The organism is Chromobacterium rhizoryzae, from assembly GCF_020544465.1.
Taxonomy (GTDB): Bacteria; Pseudomonadota; Gammaproteobacteria; order Burkholderiales; family Chromobacteriaceae; genus Chromobacterium.
Genome location: NZ_CP066126.1, coordinates 3616549 through 3636686, shown reverse-complemented (window position 1 = coordinate 3636686; position 20138 = coordinate 3616549). Strand labels below are relative to the sequence as shown.

General features: G+C 65.0%; 22 protein-coding genes. 11 read left to right on the top strand and 11 right to left on the bottom strand.

Translation table 11 applies throughout. The features are described from left to right. The first annotated feature begins 356 nt into the window (after nt 1-356). The 7 genes from JC616_RS16390 (at nt 357) to JC616_RS16360 (ending at nt 6606) form a co-directional block, all read left to right on the top strand. A complete protein-coding gene (locus JC616_RS16390) occupies nt 357-1466 on the top strand; it encodes an aromatic ring-hydroxylating oxygenase subunit alpha (protein WP_227104280.1) in 1110 nt (369 codons plus the stop codon). Nucleotides 1467-1541: 75 nt separating this feature from the next. Further along, on the top strand, nt 1542-2069 hold the full coding sequence (locus tag JC616_RS16385; protein WP_107801906.1) for a hypothetical protein: 528 nt from the start codon (nt 1542-1544) through the stop codon (nt 2067-2069). Next, complete coding sequence (locus JC616_RS16380; RefSeq protein WP_227104278.1) at nt 2066-2329, top strand: EamA family transporter; 264 nt, start codon at nt 2066-2068, stop codon at nt 2327-2329. Before JC616_RS16385 ends, JC616_RS16380 begins: the two co-directional genes overlap by 4 nt. Nucleotides 2330-2377: 48 nt before the next feature. Next, nucleotides 2378-3190: a DMT family transporter gene (locus tag JC616_RS16375; protein WP_404990271.1), complete on the top strand. Its 813-nt coding sequence runs from the start codon at nt 2378-2380 to the stop codon at nt 3188-3190. Nucleotides 3191-3241: 51 nt separating this feature from the next. Next, nucleotides 3242-3757, top strand: coding sequence for a ClbS/DfsB family four-helix bundle protein (locus JC616_RS16370; protein ID WP_227104274.1), 516 nt, complete (start codon nt 3242-3244; stop codon nt 3755-3757). 64 nt (nt 3758-3821) lie between these two features. Further along, on the top strand, nt 3822-4184 hold the full coding sequence (locus JC616_RS16365; RefSeq protein ID WP_048415463.1) for a SpoIIAA family protein: 363 nt from the start codon (nt 3822-3824) through the stop codon (nt 4182-4184). 109 nt (nt 4185-4293) lie between these two features. Continuing rightward, nucleotides 4294-6606 (top strand): Tex family protein, encoded by a 2313-nt coding sequence (locus tag JC616_RS16360; RefSeq protein ID WP_227104272.1) that lies wholly within the window; start codon nt 4294-4296, stop codon nt 6604-6606. Between the two features lie 42 nt (nt 6607-6648). On the opposite strand, the gene JC616_RS16355 is transcribed toward JC616_RS16360, so the two are convergent. Then, nucleotides 6649-7131 (bottom strand): Lrp/AsnC family transcriptional regulator, encoded by a 483-nt coding sequence (locus tag JC616_RS16355; protein WP_227104270.1) that lies wholly within the window; start codon nt 7129-7131, stop codon nt 6649-6651. 131 nt (nt 7132-7262) lie between these two features. Here JC616_RS16355 and phhA point away from each other — a divergent pair, with 131 nt between their 5' ends. The 4 genes from phhA (at nt 7263) to JC616_RS16335 (ending at nt 12244) form a co-directional block, all read left to right on the top strand. Continuing rightward, the gene (gene phhA, locus JC616_RS16350; protein ID WP_107800089.1) at nt 7263-8156 is read left to right on the top strand and encodes a phenylalanine 4-monooxygenase; all 894 of its coding nucleotides are present in this window, start codon (nt 7263-7265) and stop codon (nt 8154-8156) included. Between the two features lie 310 nt (nt 8157-8466). Next, nucleotides 8467-9459, top strand: coding sequence for an extracellular solute-binding protein (locus tag JC616_RS16345; RefSeq protein ID WP_107800088.1), 993 nt, complete (start codon nt 8467-8469; stop codon nt 9457-9459). Nucleotides 9460-9567: 108 nt separating this feature from the next. Continuing rightward, entirely contained in the window at nt 9568-11178 is a 1611-nt protein-coding gene (locus JC616_RS16340) for an ABC transporter permease (RefSeq protein ID WP_227104268.1), read from the top strand. Nucleotide 11179: 1 nt separating this feature from the next. Next, complete coding sequence (locus JC616_RS16335; RefSeq protein WP_227104266.1) at nt 11180-12244, top strand: ABC transporter ATP-binding protein; 1065 nt, start codon at nt 11180-11182, stop codon at nt 12242-12244. Between the two features lie 208 nt (nt 12245-12452). Here the strand turns inward: JC616_RS16335 and JC616_RS16330 are convergent, their stop codons facing one another. From JC616_RS16330 to queC, 10 genes are all read right to left on the bottom strand, one after another. After that, nucleotides 12453-12965, bottom strand: a complete 513-nt coding sequence (locus JC616_RS16330) for a hypothetical protein (RefSeq protein ID WP_227104264.1) — start codon at nt 12963-12965, stop codon at nt 12453-12455. A gap of 25 nt (nt 12966-12990) precedes the next feature. After that, nucleotides 12991-13839 carry a phosphoserine phosphatase SerB gene (serB, locus tag JC616_RS16325; RefSeq protein WP_107801900.1) on the bottom strand — a complete coding sequence of 283 codons (849 nt, stop codon included), beginning with the start codon at nt 13837-13839 and terminating at the stop codon, nt 12991-12993. A 60-nt stretch (nt 13840-13899) separates the two neighbouring features. Beyond that, complete coding sequence (locus tag JC616_RS16320; protein ID WP_227104262.1) at nt 13900-14370, bottom strand: DoxX family membrane protein; 471 nt, start codon at nt 14368-14370, stop codon at nt 13900-13902. Between the two features lie 264 nt (nt 14371-14634). Next, nucleotides 14635-15384, bottom strand: coding sequence for an HvfC/BufC family peptide modification chaperone (locus JC616_RS16315; protein WP_227104261.1), 750 nt, complete (start codon nt 15382-15384; stop codon nt 14635-14637). After that, entirely contained in the window at nt 15371-16198 is an 828-nt protein-coding gene (gene bufB / locus JC616_RS16310) for an MNIO family bufferin maturase (RefSeq protein WP_227104259.1), read from the bottom strand. Before bufB ends, JC616_RS16315 begins: the two co-directional genes overlap by 14 nt. Before the next feature lie 46 nt (nt 16199-16244). Beyond that, on the bottom strand, nt 16245-16520 hold the full coding sequence (locus JC616_RS16305) for a BufA1 family periplasmic bufferin-type metallophore (protein ID WP_107800083.1): 276 nt from the start codon (nt 16518-16520) through the stop codon (nt 16245-16247). Nucleotides 16521-16683: 163 nt separating this feature from the next. Beyond that, nucleotides 16684-16944 carry a BufA1 family periplasmic bufferin-type metallophore gene (locus tag JC616_RS16300; protein ID WP_107800082.1) on the bottom strand — a complete coding sequence of 87 codons (261 nt, stop codon included), beginning with the start codon at nt 16942-16944 and terminating at the stop codon, nt 16684-16686. Nucleotides 16945-17238: 294 nt separating this feature from the next. After that, nucleotides 17239-17874, bottom strand: a complete 636-nt coding sequence (gene queE / locus JC616_RS16295) for a 7-carboxy-7-deazaguanine synthase (RefSeq protein WP_227104257.1) — start codon at nt 17872-17874, stop codon at nt 17239-17241. 185 nt (nt 17875-18059) lie between these two features. Continuing rightward, nucleotides 18060-19079, bottom strand: a complete 1020-nt coding sequence (locus JC616_RS24630; RefSeq protein WP_449727706.1) for a 6-pyruvoyl trahydropterin synthase family protein — start codon at nt 19077-19079, stop codon at nt 18060-18062. A gap of 1 nt (nt 19080) precedes the next feature. After that, entirely contained in the window at nt 19081-19779 is a 699-nt protein-coding gene (gene queC, locus JC616_RS16280; RefSeq protein ID WP_107800079.1) for a 7-cyano-7-deazaguanine synthase QueC, read from the bottom strand. Between the last annotated feature and the right edge of the window lie 359 nt (nt 19780-20138).

The window sequence follows — 20138 nt, the reverse complement described above, 5'->3', positions numbered from 1 at the left end:
GGCTACAGTCCAGATGGGGTCAGGCTCCAGGGCCGGACGGCGGCGATGACGGCGATTATAACATCATGAATTAAGCGACTCTAATATTGCATTGCAGCGTGAATGCTAAAGCTTTGATTCCTATCAAAAATATTATTCTAAGTATGATTTGGGTATGGCAAGCTGATGTTTTTACGCCAAGAACCCGCTTCCAGCAGAGAGGAAAGGCTTGCCCCGGTGGGGGGGCGGGGGCATAATCCGCCCCTCGGCCGCAAGGTTCGGCCTTGTTTTTGTTGATTGTTTTTGATAGTCCCGCAAACTCGTTTTAAGCGAGATTCGGCTGGTCTTATATCTTCTACCACGGAGGTGTGGGAATAATGTCTGATCTGGCTTCCGCTCAGTTGCTTCAAGCTTCTGCTGCCCAGCTACCCGTCTATACCTATTTCGATCCTGCCTATTACGCTCAGGAACAGCGGCTGCTGTTTGGAGACGCGCCCCTCTACTATGGCCATGAGCTGATGACGCCGAACGCCGGCGATTATCAGACTCTGGAATGGATGGGCCACGGCAAGATGCTCAAGAACGTGGATGGACGGGTCAAGCTGATCTCCAATGTCTGCCGCCATCGCCAGGCGGTCATCTATAAAGGCCGCGGCAACGGCAATCATATCGTCTGCAATCTGCATGGCTGGACTTACGACGCCGAAGGCGCTTTGCTGGGCGCGCCGCATTTTCCGGAAACGCCGTGCCTGAAGTTGAACCAGACCGAGCTGACGCGTTGGAACGGCCTTTTGTTCGACGCGCGCCGCAATGTGGCGCGCGATCTGGAAAATCTGGGCGTGGCCAAGCACATGAGTTTTGACGGCTACGCCTACCATTCCAGCCATCTGAGCGAGTACGGCTTCAACTGGAAGACCTTCATCGAAGTGTATTCCGAGGATTACCACGTCGATCCCTTCCACCCCGGCCTGGGCAATTTCGTCGATTGCGGCGATCTGAAATGGGAGTGGGGCGCGCAATACCATGTGCAGACCGTGGGCGTGAAGAACCAGCTGGCCACTTCCGGTTCCCGCGCCTACGGCAAATGGCATGAGGAAGTCCGCCGGCGCTACGCCGACCAGCAGCCGGAGTTCGGCGCCATCTGGCTGACTTACTACCCCAACATCATGGTGGAGTGGTATCCGCACGTGCTGGTGGTCAGCGTGGTGATGCCGCGCGGGCCGGAGCAGTGCACGGTGTTGACCGAGTTCTACTACCCGGAGGACGTGGTGTGGTTCGAGCCGGAGTTCATCGAGGCGGAGCAGGCGGCCTACTTCGAAACCGCCAAGGAAGACGACGAAATCTGCTACCGCATGCACGAAGGCCGCCGCGCCTTGTGGCTGCGCGGCGAGCACGAGGTGGGGCCTTATCAATCTCCCACCGAGGAGGGCATGTTGCACTTCCACGAGTTCTACCGGCGCAAAATGGGCGCGGCGCTGGCTGGTTAAGCGGCGGCTTGCAGTGTCATAATGGAAAGGCGCGGACCCAGTCCGCGCCTTTCTTATTCTGGTTTGCCCGATTCCATGCTCAAAACGCTTTTCCGCTGTTTGCCCTTGTCGCTGGCCTTGCTGGCTCCGCTGGCCCAGGCCGCCGTCTATACCGACGCCGCCAGCCGGGTGCGTTTCAATGTGCCGCCGGGCTGGAAGGTCCGCCCCAGCGTGGTGGACGGTCAGCGCGTGCTGCGCGTGGTGCCGCCCAAGGCGGACCAGCGCGAGCGCGCCGCCATCGATGTGCAGGTGTTCGCGCGCAAGCCGGGGCGCGGCGACACCCTGGCCCGGCTGGCGCAGAAATACCGCCGCGAGGGCGATAACCGCGAAGCCGCCAATTTCGCCCGCGGCAACAGCCGCAGCGGCCGGCTGGTCACCGAATACCGCGACGGCCGTTTCGTCTCCAACCGCTTGTGGATCGTCCGGCATAATCTGCACGTGTTCCAGCTGGGGGACAAAAAGCGCATGGCGGAGGCGCGCTGCGCCGCCAACGCGTCGGAGTTCAAGACCTACCGCCGGCAGATGGAGGCCATCTGTCTGTCGCTGGAATTGTTGAAACGATGACGCCGGCGCTGAGCGAGGGCGCGAGAACCCTGGGGCTGCGCTTGCGCCAGGGACGTTTAGGCTCCGGCTGGATGGTGGTGGCGGCCCTGTGCTTCGCCTTGATGAGCATGTTCGTCAAGCTGGGCGCCGACGCCTTCGGCTCCACCGAGCTGCTGTTCTGGCGCACCGCCATCGGCGCGCTGACCTTGGGCGCGGCGATGGCCTGGAAGCGCCAGTCGCCGCGGACGCCGCATTGGCGCGGCCACATCAACAATGCATAAGGATAACGTGGTTTGACTAGCGGAAAGTGGCGCCTGGGTTCGGGCTGGATGGTGGTGGCGGCGGTGTTTTTCGGCCTGATGGGGGTGTTCGTCAAGCTGGGCGCCGAGTATTTCTCCTCCACCGAGCTGGTGTTCTGGCGCACGCTGATGGGCGTGGTCACCCTGGGCGCGGCGGCCTTGTGGCGGCGCGATCGCTTCGCCACCCCCTTGCTGCGCTATCACGTGCAGCGCGGCCTGATCGGCTACGTCTCGATGCTATTGTATTTCTACGCCATCGCCCATTTGCCGCTGTCCACGGCGGTCACGCTCAACTACACCTCGCCGATGTTCCTGGCGCTGTTGTCGGTGGTCCTGCTGCGCGAGCGCCTGCCCAAGCAGGCGCTGGCCGGCCTGGCGCTGGGCTTTGTCGGCGTGGTGCTGTTGCTGCGGCCCACCTTGTCCAGCGAGGCCTGGGTGGCTGGCCTGCTCGGCGTCGGCTCCGGCCTGCTGGCCGGCTGGTCCTATCTGCACGTGAGGGAACTGGGCCGCCAGGGCGAGCCGGAATGGAAGGTGGTGTTCTATTTCGCGCTGATCTCCACGCTGGGCGGCCTGCTGCTGATGTTGTTCGAAACCTGGCACCCGGTGACGCTGGAAAACGTCTGGCTGCTGCTGGGCCTGGGCACCACCGCCACCATCGCCCAATTGGCGATGACCCGCGCGTATAAAGTGGGGCGCAAGCTCTTGGCCGCCAATCTGTCCTATCTGACCGTGGTGTTTTCCACCCTGTTGGGTGTGGGGCTGTGGGGCGACCCGCTCAGCGCCGCCGGCTTGGCGGCGATGGGTTTGATCATCGTCAGCGGCATGTTGGCCAGCCGGCGTTAAGCTGGAATCGAAATCCGGCGCTGCGCCGGACCCGGCCTGGAGGGTGGGAGGATGGCGGTACCGGCGGACAAGGCGGCTTTGCTGGCGGCGATGAGGGACGAATACCGGCGCTTGCGCGCGGTGTTGGTGCGGGTGCCGCCGGAGCGCGCCTTCGTCCAGGAACTGGACGGCCACGCCAAGAACAGCCGGATGAGCGCGGCGGATCTGCTGGCCTATCTGCTGGGCTGGCAGGCGCTGGTGCAGAAGTGGCACCGGCTGGAGCGGGAAGGCCTGCCGATAGACTTTCCTGACGCCGGCTACCGCTGGAATCAACTGGGCCTGCTGGCGCAGAAGTTCTACCGCGATTACCAGGGGATAGGCGATTGGACGCGGCTATGCGCGATGCTGGACGACAGCCAGCGCCAGGTGGAGGCGCTGGTGGAGAGCTACTCCGACGAGGCGCTGTACGGCCGCGCCTGGTACGACAAATGGACGCGCGGGCGGATGATACAGTTCAATACCGCCTCGCCCTGCCGCAACGCCCGCGGGCGGCTCGTCGCCTGGCTCAAGACGCTGCCGGCCGCCTGAAAAAGCTTGCCGCGCCAGTGCGGCCAAGCCTTAAAATGAAAGCGACACCGCAAAGGAGAAGCACATGATCTCGATACGCGAACAACACTACGGCCTGGACGTGGCGCTGTACAACGAATTCACGCTGGCGGACTTCAAGCTGCTGGAAGAGGCCTTGCTCAAGCGCCAGTCCGAGTGCGCCAAGCCCGACCTGCTGCTGGACCTGACCGAGTTGAAGGACTTCACGCTGGACATGGCGGTGGAAGAGGTCAAATTCATGCGCGCCCATGAAAACCATGTCGGCCGCGTGGCGCTGGTGGTCAGCGATGTCTGGATCAAGCTGGCCGCCCACATCGCCGGCTTGCTGTCCAATACCCGCACCCAGTATTTCGATACCGCGGAAGAGGCCCAGGCCTGGTTGGAAAGCCCGGTGGCGGCGGGCACCTGATTTGTCCGGTTGCGCTGATTTCGGGACGCCCTATGCGGCGTCCCGGTTGATTTTGTCGGCAATGGCGGTAGAGTAGCGGTTTTTGTTCAACTCGAAAGAATAAAAACCGATGTTGAAAAGCATTTCCCATCGTCTGGCGGCGGAACTCTCCGTCCGCGAGGCGCAAGTGGCCGCCACCATCGAACTGATAGACGGCGGCGCCACCGTTCCCTTCATCGCCCGTTACCGCAAGGAAGTCACCGGCGGTCTGGACGACACCCAGCTTCGCACCCTGGCCGAGCGCCTGGTGTATCTGCGCGAACTGGACGAGCGCCGCGTCAGCATCCTCGGCAGCATTTCCGAGCAAGGCAAGCTGAGCCCCGAACTGGAGGCCGCGCTCTACGCCGCCGACAACAAGACCACGCTGGAAGACCTTTACCTTCCTTACAAGCCCAAGCGCCGCACCAAGGCGCAGATCGCGCGCGAAGCCGGGCTGGAGCCCTTGGCCGACAGTCTGCTGTCCGACCCTAGCCAGGACCCCAACGCCGCCGCGGCCGCCTATGTCAACGCCGAAGCCGGCGTGGCCGACGCCAAGGCGGCGCTGGACGGCGCGCGCGCCATCCTGATCGAGCGCTTCGCCGAGGACGCCGAACTCTTGGGGCGGTTGCGCGAAAAACTGTGGAGCGAGGGCGAGCTGGCCGGCCAGGTGGTAGCCGGCAAGGAACACGAGGGCGCCAAGTTCTCCGATTATTTCCAGCACCGCGAAGCCATCCGCGCCACGCCCTCGCACCGCGCGCTGGCGCTATTGCGCGGCCGCAACGAGGGCGTGCTCAGTCTGACGCTGAAGTATCAGCCGGACGAGACGCCGATCACCGAGCGCTCCGCCTACGAGCAGTTGATCGCCGCGCGCTTCGGCGTGAGCGACGCCGGCCGCCCGGCCGACAAATGGCTGCTGGACGGCGTGCGCCTGTGCTGGCGCGCCAAGATCTTCCTGTCGCTGGAACTGGAGCTGGTGTCGCGGCTCAAGGACGCCGCCGACGCCGAGGCGATCAAGGTGTTCGCCGACAATCTGCACGACCTCTTGCTGGCGGCGCCGGCCGGCCGGCGCGCCACCCTGGGCCTGGACCCGGGCTTGCGTACCGGCTGCAAGGTGGCGGTGGTGGACGACACCGGCAAGCTGCTGGACACCGCCACCATCTATCCGCACGAGCCGCGCCGCGACTGGGACCGCTCGCTGGCGGTGCTGGGCGCCTTGTGCGCGCGTCACCGCGTGGATCTGATCGCCATCGGCAACGGAACCGCCAGCCGCGAAACCGACAAGCTGGCGCAGGAGCTGATCCGCGCCTATCCGCAGCTGGGCATGACCAAGATCGTGGTGTCCGAAGCCGGCGCCTCGGTGTACTCGGCCTCGGAACTGGCAGCGCGGGAATTCCCGGATCTGGACGTGTCGCTGCGCGGCGCGGTGTCCATCGCCCGCCGTTTGCAGGACCCGCTGGCCGAGCTGGTGAAGATCGATCCCAAGTCCATCGGCGTCGGCCAGTATCAGCACGACGTCAACCAGAGCCAGCTGGCGCGCGCGCTGGACGCGGTGGTGGAGGATTGCGTCAACGCCGTCGGCGTCGACGTCAACACCGCCTCGGCGCCGCTGTTGACCCGCATCTCCGGCCTCAACGCCACATTGGCGGCCAATATCGTGTCCTACCGCGATCAGAACGGCGCTTTCCGCAACCGCAAGCAATTGCTGAAAGTGCCGCGGCTGGGCGACAAAACCTTCGAACAGGCGGCCGGCTTCCTGCGCATCCGCGACGGCGACAATCCGCTGGACGGCTCCGCCGTGCATCCGGAAGCCTATCCGGTGGTGGAGCGGATCGTGCTCAAGACCGGCCGCGAGATGAAATCGCTGCTCGGCGATTCCGGTTTCCTGAAAACGGTGAAGGCGGTGGATTACACCGACGAGCGCTTCGGCCTGCCCACGGTGATGGACATTCTGCGTGAGCTGGACAAGCCGGGCCGCGACCCGCGTCCGGAGTTCAAGACCGCCACCTTCCAGGACGGCGTCGAGGACATCAAGGACTTGCAGCCGGGCATGGTCTTGGAGGGGGTGGTCACCAATGTCGCCAACTTCGGCGCCTTCGTCGACATCGGCGTGCACCAGGACGGCCTGGTTCACATCTCGGCCTTGTCCAACAAGTTCGTCGACGACCCGCGCAAAGTGGTCAAGGCCGGCGATGTGGTCAAGGTCAAGGTGATGGAAGTGGACGCGGCGCGCAAGCGCATCGCGCTGACCATGCGGCTGGACGACGCGCCGGGCGCCGGCAACAGCCGTGGCCCGCGCAACGACGGCCCGCGCGCTCAGGACCGGCGCGGCGGCGACCGCCAGCGCGGCCAGCAGCCGGCCGGCGACACCGCGATGGCGGCGGCGTTCGCCAAGCTCAAGCGCTGAGGGGGCTGAAGTCAAAAACGGCGGGGATATTCCCGCCGTTTTTCATTCCGGCACTGACGAGAGCGGCAGCTTCATCGTCTGTTTGATCGCGTTCAAGGCGATGGTGGATTTGACGCTGCGCACCAGCGATAGCCGCATCAGCCGGTTCATCACGAAGGTGGACAGCGAGGGCAGGTCCGGCACCACGATGCGCAGCAGATAGTCCGCCTCGCCGGCGGCGGCGTAGCATTCCAGCACTTCCGGCAGCTCGTTGATGGCCTGGGCGAATTCCTGCAAGGCGCTTTCGCTGTGGCGCTCCAGGCTGACGTGGGCGAAAGCCATCACCGACAAGCCCACCTGTTCCGGCTTCAGCGCCACCTGATAGCCCTGGATCACGCCGCTTTCCTCCATGCGCTGGATGCGGCGGCCGATCTGGGACGCGGACAAAGCCACTTGCTGCGCCAGTTTCTGATGGGTGACGCGGGCGTCGTGCTGCAACGCGTCCAGGATCTGGTAATCGAAGCGGTCTAATTCAATTTTGCGCATAGTGAGCATTTCATGGCGGTTATATGCGGCAAGTGTGCAAAAAAAATCGCATACAGGCAAATTTTGCGGTCTTCCCGCATCGCTCCGGGCCTAAACTAGAGTTATCCACCTAAATATCCGGACCCACCGCCATGAACGACCGAGCCGATTTCGTCGTGCCCGACATCACCACGCGCAAGAACGTCGGACTCAGCCACGACAGCGCGGACTTCACCCTGCCGCAACCGCTGGAGCGCTACACCGCCGCCGACCACGCTACCTGGGCCACGCTGTACCGCCGCCAGAGCGAGATGCTGCCGGGCCGCGCCTGCGACGAATTCCTGGAAGGCCTGGAGCGCCTGGGCGTGGACGCGGACCGGGTGCCGGACTTCGCCAAGCTGAATGAACAACTGATGGCCGCCACCGGCTGGCGGATCGTCGCGGTGCCGGGCCTGATTCCGGACGACGTGTTCTTCGAGCATCTGGCCAACCGCCGTTTCCCGGTCACCTGGTGGCTGCGCGAGCCGCATCAGCTGGACTATCTGCAAGAACCCGATGTGTTCCATGATTTGTTCGGCCATGTGCCGCTGTTGATCAATCCGGTGTTCGCCGACTACCTGGAGGCTTACGGCAAGGGCGGGATGAAGGCCAAGGCCTTGGGCGTCTTGCCGATGCTGGCGCGCTTGTACTGGTACACGGTGGAGTTCGGCCTGATCAACACGCCCAAGGGCATGCGCATCTACGGCGCGGGCATCGTGTCCAGCAAGGGCGAATCGGTGTACTGCCTGGACAGCGCCAGCCCCAACCGCGTCGGCTTCGATCTGGAACGCATCATGCGCACCCGCTACCGCATCGACACTTTCCAGAAAACCTATTTCGTCATCGACAGCTTCCAGCAGTTGTTCGACGCCACCGCGCCGGACTTCGCGCCCATCTACGCGCGGCTGGCGGCGGAACCGACGCTGGGCGCCGGCGACGTGGCCCCGGCCGACAAGGTGTTCAACATTGGCGACCGCAGCGGCTGGGGCGATTCCGAGGATGTGTGAAGCCTGGCCGTGATGGCTGGCAAGCTTGAGATAGACCCGCCGCGGCGGGTCTTTTTATTTGTTTCGATTAAAACGAAAGCAGGGGTGTTTACTAGATTGATAAGCATTCTCATTTTTGTTAGAGTCCGTTTACGATCTTGCGAGCTAGAGCGAGACAAGGCGAAAACGGCTGAGAAAGCGGAATGTACACACGGTACATGAGCATTTCGAAGCCGTTTTCAACGCCGTATCGCCGCAGCGCAGCAGATCGTAAACAGGCTCTTAGATTGAGGCTCTGATTCCTATCGCTCAACCCAACAGGGGACACACCTTGAAAACGCACCTGATGCTTGCCGCCGTCCTGGCGGGTTTCGCCGGCCACGCCATGGCGGAAGACGTAGTGGTTTACAGCGCTCGCGCCGAGCAACTGCTCAAGCCCATCATCGAGGTTTACAAGAAGGAAACCGGCGTCAACATCAAGCTGGTGTCGGACAAGGAAGGTCCGCTGATGGAGCGCCTGCGCGCCGAGGGCAGCAACAGCCCGGCCGATCTGCTGCTGACCGTGGACGCCGGCAATCTGTGGCAGGCCGCCAAGATGGGTCTGTTCAAGCCGGTGAAGTCGCCCTTGCTGGACGCCAACATTCCGTCCTATCTGCGCGATCCGGGCCATGAGTGGTACGGCCTGTCCATCCGCGCGCGCACCATTTTCTACAACACCCAGAAAGTGAAGCCGGGCCAGCTGTCCAGCTACGCCGACCTGGCCGATCCCAAGTGGAAGGGCAAGCTGTGCCTGCGCACGTCCAAGAAGGTCTACAACCAGTCGCTGGTGGCGATGATGTTGTCCGATCTGGGCCCGGTGAAGACCGAGAAAGTGGTCAAGGGCTGGGTGGATAATCTGGCCACCCGCGAATTCCCGGACGACACCAAGATGCTGGAGGCCATCGCCGCCGGCCAGTGCGAAGTGGGCATCGCCAACACCTATTACTACGGCCGCCTGATGGAAAAATCGCCCAATCTGCCGGTAGGCATCTTCTGGGCCGACCAGGCGGGCAAAGGCACCCATGTGAACGTTTCGGGCGCCGGCGTAGTCAAGTACGCCAAGAACGAAAAGGGCGCGCTGAAGTTCCTGGAATGGCTGTCCAGCGCCAAGGCGCAGAATATGTTCGCCGACGTGAACATGGAGTTCCCGGTCAACCCCAAGGTCAAGCCTGACGCGCGCGTGGCCGCCTGGGGCGACTTCAAGCACAGCTACATCAATGTCGCCAACGCCGGTTCGCGCCAGGCGGAAGCGGTGAAGCTGATGGACCGCGTCGGCTACAAATAAGCCGCGGCGGGCAGCCTGTCCGCATTTATTTACAGCCTGTCGGGCACCAAAGCCCCGGCAGGCTGTCTTTGCTTGTTTCCCTGCGTTTTTGACATGGTTTCTCCGCCGATGATCCGTTCTCTGTCGCCTTGGCGCGGCCTGGCCTTTGGCGTCAGCCTGCTGACCGTCGCGCCCTTGCTGGTGATTTTATGGTCGCTGCTGGCGCCGGATTGGGAGGTGTGGCGGCATTTGTACGATTACACGCTGCCGGAGCTGCTGCTCAACACCGTGTATCTGATAGGCGGCGTCGGCGCCGGCGTGCTGCTGCTGGGCGTGCCGCTGGCCTGGCTGACCGCGGTGCACGATTTCCCCGGCCGCCGTTTCTTCCACTGGGCGCTGATGCTGCCGCTGGCGATGCCGGCCTATGTGCTGGCGTTTTCGCAATTGGGCCTGTTCGATTTCACCGGGCCTTTGCAGACCTGGCTGCGCGAGCGTTTCGGCGATTCGTCCTGGGTGCCCAATATCCGTTCCACGCCGGGCGTGATCCTGGTGATGTCGCTGGCCTTCTACCCCTATGTCTATCTGTTGGCGCGCAACGCCTTCGCCACCATGGGCCGGCGCGCGCTGGAGGTGGGGCAGTCGCTGGGCCTGTCGCGCTGGCAGGGCTTCCGCCGCGTGGCGCTGCCGATGGCGCGGCCGTGGATCGCCGGCGGCCTGATGCTGGCGCTGATGGAAACGCTGGCGGACTTCGGCACCGTGGCCATTTTCAATTTCGACGCCTTCACCTCGGCCATCTACAAGGCCTGGTTCAGCCTGTTCTCCTTGCCGGCGGCCAAGCAACTGGCGTCCTTGCTGGTGTTGATGGTGCTGTTGCTGCTGTGGCTGGAGCAGCGTTCGCGCGGCCGCCGCGCCTATACCCAGGCCGGCAAGGCGGCGCCGCAGCCGCGCTTGCGGCTGGAAGGCGCGGCCGGCTGGCTGGCCGCCGCCGCCTGCTCGCTGGTGCTGGCGCTGGCCTTCGTCTTGCCCTTCGGCCAGCTGCTGGTCTGGGCTGGCGCCCACCTGGCCGAGGACCTGGACGCGGATTTCCTCGGCCACGTGGCCAACTCGCTGCTGCTGGCCTCGCTGGCCGCGGTTCTGGTGGCCATGATCGCCTTATTGCTCAGTTACGCGGCGCGGCGCGATCCGACGCGCTGGACCCGCTTGTGGAGCCGGCTGGCGACCCTGGGCTACGCGGTGCCGGGCACGGTGCTGGCGGTGGGGGTGTTCGTGCCGGTGGCCTGGTTCGACAATCTGCTGCTGGACTGGCTGCGCCCCTGGCTGGCGGCGGACGCCAGCGCGGTGATCAAGGGCACGTTGCTGGTGCTGATGCTGGCCTATGTGGCGCGCTTCCTGGCCGTGGGGCATTCCGCGGTGGACGCGGCCATGCACCGCATCAGCCGCAGCCAGGAGGAGGCGGCGCGCAATATGGGCTACAGCGGCTTGCGCCTGCTGGCGCGCCTGCATCTGCCGCTGCTGCGCGGCGGCCTGTTCACCGCGGCGCTGATGGTGTTCGTCGACGTGATGAAGGAGATGCCGATCACGCTGATGACCCGGCCTTACGGCTGGGACACGCTGGCGGTGAGAATTTTCAATTTGACCACCGAGGGCGAATGGGAGCGCGCGGCCTTGCCGGCGGTGGCCATCGTGCTGGCCGGCCTGTTGCCGGTATGGGTGCTGTCGCGGCAGAAGGATGCGGCCTGAGATGAAGCGTATGGATATGCAAGCTTTGCTGGAGTTCGACCTGGTCAGCCAGAAGTACGGCGAGACCCGCGTGGTCGACAATATGAGTTTCGAATTGCGGGCGGGCGAAATCGCCTGCCTGTTGGGCAGTTCCGGCTGCGGCAAAACCACGGTGCTGCGCTGCATTGCCGGTTTCGAGGGCCTGCTGGGCGGCGAGATCCGCCTCAACGGCCAGGTGATCAGCTCCATCCGCGAGCAGGTGCCGGCGCATCAGCGCCGCATCGGCATGGTGTTTCAGGACTACGCCTTGTTCCCGCATCTGACCGTGGCCGGCAACGTCGGCTTCGGCCTGGACGCCTTGCCCAAGGCCCAGCGCGCGGCGCGGGTGCTGGAGGTGCTGGAGGTGGTGGGCCTGGCGGAGTGGGCGCGGCGTTACCCGCACGAGCTGTCCGGCGGCCAGCAGCAGCGGGTGGCGCTGGCGCGGGCTCTGGCGCCGAGGCCCAGCCTGCTGCTGCTGGACGAGCCCTTTTCCAATCTGGACGTGGACCTGCGCGAGCGCTTGTCGCGCGAGGTGCGCGACATCCTGAAAAGCCAGGGCGCCACCGCCATCATGGTGACCCATGATCAGCACGAGGCCTTCGCCATCGCCGACCGCGTCGGGGTGATGCAGCAGGGTCGGTTATTGCAGTGGGACACGCCGTACCGGCTGTACCACGAACCGGCCACCCGCTACGTCGCCGACTTCATCGGCCAGGGCGTGTTCCTGGCCGGCAAGGTGACCGGGCCGCGTTGCGTGGCGTTGGAGATAGGCGAGTTCTGCGGCATCGTGCCCTTGCAGTTCGAGACCGGGGACGAGGTGGACGTGCTGGTGCGGCCCGACGATGTGCAGCACGACGACGCCAGTCCGACGCGGGCCTTGGTCTGCGCCAAGGTGTTCCGCGGCGCGGAGTTCCATTACACGCTGGCGCTGCCTTCCGGCCAGCGGGTGCTGGCCCAGGTGCCCAGCCATCACGACCACGCGGTGGGGGAGGCGATAGGCATCCGGCTGGAGCTGGATCATTTGATCGCCTTTCCGCGCGAGGGCTAAGAACCTGTTTACGATCTTTTACCTGTACTTTGAAACACGGTTTGGTGCACAGGAAGCCGCGTATCCGACGCGCCCCGGGTCCCTTCAAGCCTGCCGTCGGGTGGCAGGTCCGAGGACTTAAGCGGCTGCCTGTTCGAGCAGCGCGACGGTAGCGCGCAGCGGATTCCATGCCTTGGAGCCATCTCTCGGAAAGATCGTGAACACGCTCTTAGCGTTCCAGTATGGCCTTGCGATGGCGGCGGAACACCCATTTCTCCCACAGCAGGCGAGTGGTTTCGTCGAAGGCGCCGGCGATGTCGGCGCGAATCAGATAGTTGCCGTTTTCGCCCGGCGTCACCGTGTTGATGCGGGCGGCGAGGAAGAGCAGCAGCGCGGAATCGGGATTGGGGCATAGCGCCACCAGCACCGGCTCGCTGCCGTGGTTGGCGTGGTCGGAGATCCAGGCGATGCTGTCCAGGCCCAGCCGGCACGGCGTCAGCGGCGGGCGCTCCGGATGGCGGGACAGCAGCGACACTTCCAGCGCCAGGTCCAGCTTGGCCTCCAGCCTGACCAGCATCGGATCGGCCTCGGGCAGGGTTTCGGTAGGCGCGGCCAGCACCCGCAGCGCCAGCCGGGTTTCGCGTTCCTGGCGCGCCGGGCAGATCCCGCCCGGCAAGGGCTGGACCGAGAACGGCAGTTCGGCGTCGAAACTGGCGCTGCCCAGTTCGGGAAATAAGCTCATCGGTCGGCTCCCGCGGCGTGGCCGTTCAGTGATACAGGTTCAGGATGCGGTCCAGGCCGCCGTGGTTGACGGCGATGTCGGCCTGGGCGCGCACCACCGGCTTGGCGTGCACGGCGATGCCGACGCCGGCTTCGGCCAGCATCTGCAAGTCGTTGGCGCCGTCGCCCATCGCCAGCACCTGTTCCGGTTTCAGTCCCAGCGCCTCGCGCTGCTGGATCAGCAAGCGCTTCTTGGCGGCGGCGTCGACGATGGGGCCGCGCACCCGGCCGGTCAAGACGCCGTTTTCCACTTCCAACTGATTGGCGAAGGCGAAGTCCAGGCCCAGCTCGGCTTTCAGTCTGTCGGTGAAGAAGGTGAAGCCGCCGGACACCAGCATGAATTTGACGCCGTGGCGTTTGCAGGCGGCCAGCAAGGCCTCGGCGCCCGGCATCAGCCTGACTCTTTCACGATAGACCTGTTCCAGCGCGCTTTCCGGCAGCCCGCGCAGCAGCGCCACCCGCTCCGTCAGCGAGGCGGCGAAGTCCAGTTCGCCATGCATCGAGCGCTCGGTGATGGCCGCCACCTGTGGCTTGAGGCCGTTCATGTCGGCGATTTCGTCTATGCATTCGATGGTGATCAGCGTGGAGTCCATATCCGACACCAGCAGGCCGAAATCGGCGAAGCTGCGGCCGGCTTCGACATAGGCGCCGTCGTAGCCCCATTGCTCGCACAAGGCCAGCGCCGCGGTCCGTTGCGCCGGCGCCGCGCCGCGCAGGCGCGCCACGTTTGGACTGGGATGGTCCATATGGGTGGCCTCGGCGAGGTGGGCCAGTTCATGCAGATGATGCGGGTCCAGCGCGTCGGCTTGGATCACCAGGGTGTAGGCGAGGCTCATGGCGTGGCGGGTCAATGCGTGTCGGAACGGGCATTATGCCACGCCGCGCCGGCCGCCGGTTCAGTCCCGCGCCGCATGGCACCGGCTCCAGCGCCGCAGCGGCGCGTCCAGGGACAGCAGGCCGGGGCCGAAGGCGAACACGGCGGCGATCAGCATGCCCCAGTAGTAATGGAATTCGCGGGTGGCCTCGGTCAGCCCCGGATAGCTGATCACCGCCACCGCGTTGAGGATGAACAGGCCGGCGGCGGCGAAGCGCGCGCCCAGGCCCAGCGCCAGCAGCGCGGACAGGCCCAGTTCGCCGGCCGTGGCCAAGGCCGCGGCGATGGCGGGCGGCAGCAGCGGCACGTGGTATTCCTCGGTGAACAGCAGGAGGGTGGTGTCCCAGTCGTCTATCTTGGTCAGGCCGGATTTGAAGAACACATTGGCGATCCACAGCCGGAACAGCAGCAAGAGCAGCGGTTGCAGCAGATCGCCGCCGCGGATCAGCCAGCGGTAGGGCGCGTTGAGGCGGGAGCAGGTCAAGGGGTTCATGGCGGGTGTCTCCTGTGTGTTGAGTATGGTTCAGCGGCGGCGGATGGCAAACCGCGGGCGTGCGTTCCCCCTCCATGCCCGCAAGCTTGGATGAGGTTCGGCGCTTAGAACCTGTTTACGATCTGCTGCGCTGCCGCGGTACGGCGTTGAAAACACCTTCGAAATGCTCATGTACCACTCGTACATTCCGCTTTCTCAGCCGTTTTCGCCTTGTCTCGCTCTTGCTCGCGAGATCGTGAACAGGCTCTTAGGGTTTAAGCGTGTTTACAGCGTGACGTCTTGAATCAGGCGCTGCTGGAACAGCCGCAGCAGGCCGGCTTGCAGGTCGAAGTCCGCTTCGGCGGCCAGCGCCTGTTCCACCGAGGTTTCCAGCGTCGCGCCGTCGAGGAAGGCTTGCAGCAGCGCGGCCAGGCCGGGGCCGACGATGTCGACCTGAACCCGGCCCTGGAGGCGGTAGACCAGCGTCGCCTCCGGCTGCCGGTGCAGATCCACGTCCAGCTCCACCGGTTGGCGTTGATGGGCCAGCCAGATCGACGCGGCCGGCCAGGGGCTGAGCAGGGCGGCGACGTCGGGCAGCGGCCGCAGCCTGAGTTCGCCCCAGCGTTGCTGCGGGAAGGCGGCCAGCGCGACGCTGTCGGCCGGCGCGGCGTCGGCGGCGTAGTAGGCGCGGTGGACCCGCCATTCCAGCCGCGCGACGTCCGCCAGATAGGGTAGTTCGCGCGCGTGTTCGAAGCCGGCGACGAAGTCGCCGAAACCGGCGCCGTACAGATGCAGATTGCCGCTATGCGAGGGATGGCCGCCGATGAAGACGCGGGCCAGGCCGGTGAAGAAGTCCTCGCCCACCAGCTGGCGGCAGACCGGGTAGATGAAGGCCAGGGTGTCGATCAGCCCCACCCGGTAATTGTTGCGGTAGACCGCGAGGCCGGCCGGGTTCAGCGCCAGCGCCGCTTCCGCCGCGCGGGCCGGATCGGCGATCTGTTCCAGCAGTTCCGCCTGCCAATCAAACCCGTTCATACGCGGCCTCCAGGATGGCCTGGGCCTTGGCGGCCTCGCCGCGCAGGGTGGCCAGCGGCGGAATCTCCAGATCCCATTCGATCAAGGTGGGCCGCGGGCCCAGCCGGGCGATGGCTTCGCGGTACAGCTGCCAGACGCCGTCGTGTACCGGCTGGCTGTGGGTGTCCACCAGCATGCCCTCGCGTTCGCTGTAGCCGGCCAGGTGGATCTCGCCTATCGCCTCCGGCGGCAGCGCGTCCAGCACCGCGTCGGTGTCCACGCCCAGATTGACGCGGTTGACGTAGAGATTATTGATGTCCAGCAGGATGCCGCAGCCGGTGCGGCGCACCAGTTCGGCCAGGAACTCGCCCTCGTGCATCTCGTTGCCGGGGAACTCCAGATAGCTGGACAGGTTTTCCAGCAAGATGACTTGGCCCAGCGCGTCCTGGGTTTCTGCGACGTGGCCGGCGATCACCGTCAGCGATTCGCGGGTATAGGGAATGGGCAGCAGATCGTTGACGAAACGGCGTTCGGAATGGTTGAAGGACAGGTGTTCCGACACCGCGGCCGGCTGTACGGCGTCCACCAGCCGCTTGAGCGAGGCCAGATGGGCCGGGTCCGGGCGCGCGGCCGAGCCCAGGCCCAGGCCGACGCCGTGCAGCGACAGCGGCCAACAGGCGGCCACTTCGCGCAGCATGCTCCAGGGCATGCCGCCGTCGAAGAAGTTCTCGCTGTGCACTTCCACCCAGCCCAGGTCCGGGCGGCTGTCCAGCGCTTCGCGGTAATGCGGGGCGCGCAGGCCGACGCCGCACACCGCGGGAAGCTTGGTTTCCATCATCATTCACCTCGGGTCGCCCGTCCGGGCGGGCCCGGCGGCGCGATTAGGATTGCTTCGGCGGCGGCGTGGTGCGGCCGCCCAGGCCCTCGCATGTGCCCTTGGGCACGTTGTGCCACTCGTTGGGATCGTTGTCCACCTTGGCTTCGCCGGCGCAGTAGTGGGCGCCGTCGGCGGACGCGCAGTCGTTCTTGCCGGCCGGAGTGACGCCGTAGCATTTTTCCTTGGGCTGAGGCGGATCTTCGGCCTGAGCCGAGGCGGCGACGCCCAGCGCGATGACGGCGCCGACGGCGGAAGCGAGCAGTTTGCGAGCGGTGTTCATGTCAGTCTCCTGTGAGGTGGGTGCGGGCCGGTTTGTGATCGGACTCCAAGACCGGCGATTGGCAAACCTCGCTGAGACTACATGGATTTGAAATTCGTTCTTTCAGATTTCGTTCAGATTCCGGCCGGCGCGCGACAAGGGCCGTGCTCCGGCCGGGTCCGGCTTACTTCTTGGGAGCGGTGCTGCCGCCCATTTTCTCGCAGCTGCCCTTGGCCACGTATTTCCAGTCGCCCGGGTCCTTGTCCGTCTTGGCCTGGCCGGCGCAGGAGTGGGCGCCGGTGGCGGACGCGCAGTCGTTCTTGCCTGCCTGGGCGATGCCGTAGCACTTTTCCTTGTCGGCGGCGGCCGCCGGAGCGGATGCCAGCGCGCCGATGGCGACGACGGCGCCGAGAGCGGATGCGATCAGGGTTTTGCTGGTACTCATGGTGGTTCTCCTGTTTAACGGCCTGTGGCCGAAACTTGATGGTGCGGATTATAAACGAGCCCGCGTTTCCCGCCCTTGCTTTCACCGGGTCGGACATGGATTGAGTCGGGGGCCTTGCCGGCTTCTTACACTGTAGATGCGATTTTTTGATTCACCGCGCCGCCTGGCCGCCCTTCTTGCCGGTAAGTCGGCGTCAAGGCGGTTCCATTACGGCGGAACGCGGTTTTTTTTTGCGGGGGGAGCGAGGGGGCGAGGGAGGCGGATAAGGATTGGGCCCCGAAGGGCCCGGCAAGTTCAGCGGATATTGGTAACTTTATGTGTCTGCACCGACAGCCGCCAGCGCGGATGGGCCATGCAGTAGGCGATGGCGGCGCGGGTGTTGGCGGCGAGGTTCGGGCCGTCCATCGGTTGCAGATAGAAGGTGTCGAAGTCCAGCTGTTCGACGCTTTCCGGCGTCTGCGTCGCCTGCGGATAGACCAGCTTCAGTTCGTCGCCGCTTTGCAGCAGCAGTTCCGCGCCGGCCTTGGGGCTGACGCAGATCCAGTCCAGCCCCGGCGGCGCGGCCACGGTGCCGTTGGTTTCCACCGCCACCTCGAAGCCGAGCCGGTGCAGTTCGGCGATCAGCTCGGCGTCCAGTTGCAGCAAGGGCTCGCCGCCGGTGCACACCACATAGGGCGCGCCGCCGGCGCCGGCCGGCCATTCCGCGGCGATGCGCGCGGCCAGCGCCGCCGCGCTCTTGAATTTGCCGCCGTCCGGGCCGACGCCGACGAAGTCGGTGTCGCAGAATTGGCAGACCGCCTTGGCGCGGTCCTCCTCGCGGCCGGACCATAGATTGCAGCCGGAGAAGCGGCAGAACACCGCGGCGCGGCCGGCCTGCCGGCCTTCGCCTTGCAGCGTGTAGAAGATTTCCTTGACCGTGTAAGTCGTCACAGCGCGTTCTCTAAATGTAATGAAGGGACAGGCTTAGAACGTGTTTACGATCTTGCGAGCTAAGGCGAGACAAGGCGAAAACGAGCGAAAAAGCGGAATGTACACGTGGTACATGAGCACTGAGTTCGGTTTCAACGCCCATTTCTATCCATCCCGCCGACGCGCAGCAGATCGTAAACAGGTTCTTACAGCAGCGGCCAGCGCATATCGTCGCGGAACATCAGCGACACGCCGCGCAGCTCCTGCTCCATCAGATCGATGCGCGCCAGTTCCGGCACCAGCGGCGACAGATGGGCGTGCACCCACTCCGCCACCGAGGCGCTGTCGCCGCCGCGCACGCCGCTGAGCCGGTCCAGCGGATTGTGGTCCAGCTGGCGGTAGATGGGCTTGAAGCGGTCCTTGACGTCGCCGAAGTCCAACAGCCAGCCCATGGCCTGGTCCAGCTCGCCGCTGAGCATCAGCCGGACCAGATAGCTGTGGCCGGTGTAGGCGCCCTGATCGTTGAAGGGCCGGGCGCTTTCAAAGCGCTGTTCCTTCCAGATGCGGAAGCGCCGGCCGTCGTACTGGCTGCCGGCGCTATGGGTTTCGCGCACCTCCACCCAGGCCAGGCCCGGCAGCGTGTCGGCCAGCCGCTGATGCAGCCATTGCGCCAGCACCTCGCTGGTGGGGTTGTCCAGGCCGGCGATGTCGTTGAGATAGCGGTGATTGAGTTCCAGGAACAAGGGCCGCCAGGCGGCCTCCAGCCGCGGATGGCCGCTGAGCCTGGCATCGGCGGCGAGACGCACGCCGAAACCGTGGCCGTGCAGACGGCCGCATTTATGGCCAGCCGGCACATGGGGCAGTTGATGGGCGGCCTCGAACTGAACTTGTATCCAGTTGAGGGTGAGGTCGCCGTCCAGCGTCACGCCGCGCTGCGGCGAGCTTTGCAGGCTCAGCGCCGCCGGGCAGGGCAGGGCGGCGGCGAGGTGGGCGGCCAGCGCCAGATCGTCGCATTGGCTCAGTTGGCGGTTCAGATCGGCGTAGTCCAGCGGCGCGACGGCGGCGTCCAGCGCCGCCTGCAGCCGCTCGTGGGCCGGGTATTGGGCGTCGGCGCGGGCGATGACGCGAAAGCTGTGGCCATGCGGGCGCGCGGTGAGGTCGGACGCGCCGCTCACCTGCCGGGCGGCTTCGAAGCGGGCGCCGGCGATCAGGCTGGAGGTGTGCATCTCAGTCCTCCTGGCGGGTTTGGCAGCGGACGATCAGCGGGTCGGGCACGCCGGCTTCGGCGAAACCCTTGGCGCGCAACTCGCAAGACGCGCAATGGCCGCAGGGCGGCACCTGTCCGTTATAACAGGTGTGACTCCAGGATAATGCGTCCATCGCGCCGACTTGTTGCGCCAAAGCCACGGTTTCCGCCTTGGACAGATACATCAGCGGCGCGTGCAGCTCCACTCGGCTGTCCATGCCCAGCCGCAGCGCCACTTCCAGCGCCTTGAGGGTGTTTTCGCGGCAATCGGGATAGCCGGAATAGTCGGTCTGGGCGACGCCGGCGACCAGGTGGCGCGCGCCGCGGGTATAGGCCAGCGCGGCGGCGAAGGTCAGGAAGATCAGGTTGCGGCCGGGCACGAAGGTGTTGGGCAGCGCGTCGTCGTCGCGGGCGCCGTCTTCCGGCGCGATGTCGGCGTCGGTCAGCGCGTTGCCGCCGATGGCGGCGAAGGTGTCGATGGGCAGCACGGTCTGGCGCACGCCGGCGAGCGCGGCGATCTTGCGCGCGCAGTCCAGCTCCACGCGGTGGCGCTGGCCGTAGTCGAAGGTGACGGCTTCGACATTGTCGCGGCCGAAGGTCTGCAAGGCCCAATACAGGCAGGTGGTGGAGTCCTGGCCGCCGGAAAGGACGACCAGAGCCTTTTCAGGTGTCTGATTCATTGTGTTCGCCATTCGATAAACAGTCGAAGGTTGAGATGCGGAGCCGGGCGCGGCGCGGGCCTGCCGGCATGTCGCCTGCCTGGATCGGTCTCACCAAGCAGGGCAACCCGCTACTTTAACCTAGAACAGGCTGTTTTATGAAGCGTGCCAAAAATCAGACAGCCGCCGATTTCGTGTCGGCAAGGCCGCTTTTCTTGATTGAAATCATGTCTTCGTCATGTAATTAATGACTTTCGCATTCGAAATATGTTTGCGATCCATTTTAATAAACACGTGATGACAAAGGGGTTGGAAGGGCTGGCAACGCGCTGTCGGGCCACAAGCGCGGCAGAGGGGCCGGTGTTTCCGCCAGGAGAAGA